We start from the raw sequence: 2,973 nt of genomic DNA, 5'->3' as shown, positions 1-2,973 counted from the left end.
CAAAAGTTGGTTGATTTGTCTAGGGTTATTGTTGGTTTTATTGTTATAAATCAATTTGTTGTGTGGTTTTTAAGGGTTGACTACTTAATGCTCGACCTAGAAAAAGGTTTGACTTTAAAACTCCTCAAGATATATATGAGGCAAATTTTAACTGAGGATATTAATAGTGTTGGATTTTGAGTCTAAGTCTAAGCACTACCCTTTTTAGGCTTGCCAACATTCTAAAAATAAAACAAAAGGATAGTGCCCCCTCGTATCATAACAATCGTGTCAATCATCAACACCAAAAACCGTTTTTGATTACACTATCCAATGGCGATTGGATAAGGAGATAGTGACACAGTGCGTCCCAATAAGTTTTTAAACTTGTGAATAAGGTTTTGTGCCTATCTCCTTATTCTCAATAAAAGACCGAAGATTGTTTTTGGTTAGTGGTTGAATTTTGGTTTATTCAGGTTGGACTACAGTAGTGATTTGATTTGATTTTTCAACGCACTTAGCATAGGTTTTATTGATGACGCGATCCGAGTCTGACTTTTTTTAATACTTAAACAACCCTTGAACCATAAAATGATCTGATGTTTCCACATCCCCATAATGGTAAAGTTTGCCATCTAATGATCGTTGATACATAGTTAGGTCATCTAGTGCGCGTATGGGCGTTATTTGTCTTTTAATTTGAGACGGCTGAGTAAATCCCTTAATTGGAATAATGTAGTCATACATTCCTTGATCATGTTCACCAGGTGGAATCATTAAATTTAAATTTGAATCATTGCTATATTTCGGCGATGCATAAATACTATTTTCCATATTATCAGTATTTAAATTTAATACTTTCTTAAGGTATGGAAACTGCTCTTGATTATAATAATCTGTGTTTAAATCACCGATTAAAATTAAGGGCTCATCCTTGGATATATTAAGTTGATGGCTATTTATTATCAGTGTATCGATCAAACGAAATTCTTGTTTTCTGATCGCAATTGCCTCTGCATCATCTTGCGCTTGTGTGTGAGTCGCAATAAAATTATAATAAAATCCATTTTTGTTTATTCTGAAATATAAGGCGCCTTTGTTACTCAATGAATCAGCGTCAACAAGTGATTGGTGATCCTGGTAATTTAAAAAGTATTGCTTGGTAACTGGGTACTTACTTAAAACAAGTAGACCACTATTCAATGGCTTATCATGGGTATACTGAGGTATTGGATCAATAGAATAAGGATAAGCCTTAAGGAAGTTTTCCTTTAATTCTCCTCGCAGGTCTCTATCCCATGCCTCTTCAAACACAATCACATCCGCATTTCTAATATTCTTTTGGGATGATAAGTAATTCAATCGTGCCTTAGGTTTATTTAAATCTAAGGCTACTCCCATATATAGTGGAAATGCTTGAATATTGTAAGTGATTAATGAAATTTCCTTTGGCCCATTAGATGTAAAAATTTGAGGCTTTTTATCAATTGCTAAATAAATACTATCGGTTCCCTGTAGGCTTGGAATATGATCCTTTTGTGCTGCCGCATATAGCGTATATTTTTCACCACTCTCGACAAAAGAGTGGCTCCCTAGTCTATTTAGCAATACTTTTTTATCGTCACTTTCATTATTCAACAAATTATAAGTCATGCCGTCAATAAACACATCAATAGACTTGATATGAGAACCAATTATGTCACCATGAACAATAATTGAAAAATAATTGCCTTGAACGCTATTTGGGCTGGTGAAATAACTTTTTACGGTATAATCTTGACCAGATTTAATTCCTTGATCGTAATTAACCTTTAAGATTGGATTGCGTTTAAATGCGCGTAATTTACCATCATTAATCACTGAACATGCACTTGATCCTAGGTCTTCACAGGTGCTTTTTATATTTATGTCGCCTGGCGTATTATTCATAAAATAAACCTGATACTCGGCCAAAGCCTCATGTAATGGTAGTGCGCTTAATAACAAGCATAAAATAGTTTTTTTGATTTTTCTTTTCATAAAGCAGTACTGGTTTGTCCTTTGGTATCGGTTTGGTTGATTAATTCAGCTAAGGCGTTATAGCTACAAGCCCATGTAATGTTCTAATCAACTTAGACACATTTCAAGCCACTTTTTTTAATTAAACCACCTTCTTAACAAGTGTATTATACCCAATGGCTGAATGAATCCTTGGCGAATTCAACCCATAAGCGCAACACTTCCATTTAAAAAATAGTCCTTGCCAGTCATCTTGGCAAAGACCTCAAATGAGGTCTTATACCCCAAGCATTTCCTAGGTCTATTATTCATTAAATCTGTTGCCCTAAATGCTTCTTTCTCACTCACATTATCCAAAGCCATTCGCTTAGGGAAGAATTGCCTTAACAGTCCATTGTGATTCTCGTTTAAGCCCCTTTCCCAACTATGATACGGTTTGGCAAAGTAAGTGTTACAGTCAAGATTTTCTGCTAGCTTTTCATGCCAACTAAACTCCCTGCCATTGTCAAAAGTCAAGGTTTTGACCCAATGTTTAAGTGGAGTGAGTCGTTTATTGATAGCGTCATTTGCATTTTGTGCGGTTTTGTTGACAATGGGTAGTGCAAGATATAGCCTACTCTTACGCTCAGCAAGAGTGGCAAAGCCACCTTTGTGTCCTTTACCAATAACCAAGTCAACTTCCCAGTCGCCAATGCGAGTGCGAGCATCAACAATACTGGGGTGCTCATCAATGTCAATGCGATTAGGTATCCTACCTCGATAATCATTTTTGCCATAGCGTTTTCGATATTTCTTATGCTGATGGCGTAGGTATTTGTAAAGCGCTCCGCCTACCGCTTTGTCTTGCAAGACAAAGCGGTAGGCGGTTTCAGTGCTAATTTTAATCTTTTTATCTAATTCCAAGCGTCCCATGATTTGTTCAGGACTCCAATATTCTTTTAGCTTTTCACTAATGTAATTTTTAACACAATCTGTGAGTTTGATGGCTTTATTTTT

The 2,973-nt window shown here is 35.8% G+C and carries 3 protein-coding genes; 1 reads left to right on the top strand and 2 read right to left on the bottom strand.

What is annotated here, in order from left to right; all coding sequences use genetic code 11:
- A partial coding sequence (locus tag BHECKSOX2_RS02025) for a hypothetical protein (RefSeq protein WP_218973220.1) occupies nt 1-180 on the top strand: 180 nt, incomplete at its 5' end.
- 360 nt (nt 181-540) lie between these two features.
- Here BHECKSOX2_RS02025 and BHECKSOX2_RS02020 read toward each other — a convergent pair.
- Nucleotides 541-1,998: an endonuclease/exonuclease/phosphatase family protein gene (locus tag BHECKSOX2_RS02020; protein WP_139682248.1), complete on the bottom strand. Its 1,458-nt coding sequence runs from the start codon at nt 1,996-1,998 to the stop codon at nt 541-543.
- A gap of 180 nt (nt 1,999-2,178) precedes the next feature.
- The coding region (locus BHECKSOX2_RS02015; RefSeq protein WP_180323613.1) for an IS30 family transposase at nt 2,179-2,973 on the bottom strand (795 nt) is incomplete at its 5' end.

This window comes from thiotrophic endosymbiont of Bathymodiolus puteoserpentis (Logatchev) (assembly GCF_900127505.1).
Lineage (GTDB): Bacteria > Pseudomonadota > Gammaproteobacteria > PS1 > Pseudothioglobaceae > Thiodubiliella.
This window is presented reverse-complemented; position numbering and strand designations above follow the sequence as displayed.

Bases quoted from the DNA above. Each gene is read 5' to 3' on its own strand.
- BHECKSOX2_RS02020 (WP_139682248.1), bottom strand. From the start codon at position 1,998: ATGAAAAGAAAAATCAAAAAAACTATTTTATGCTTGTTATTAAGCGCA.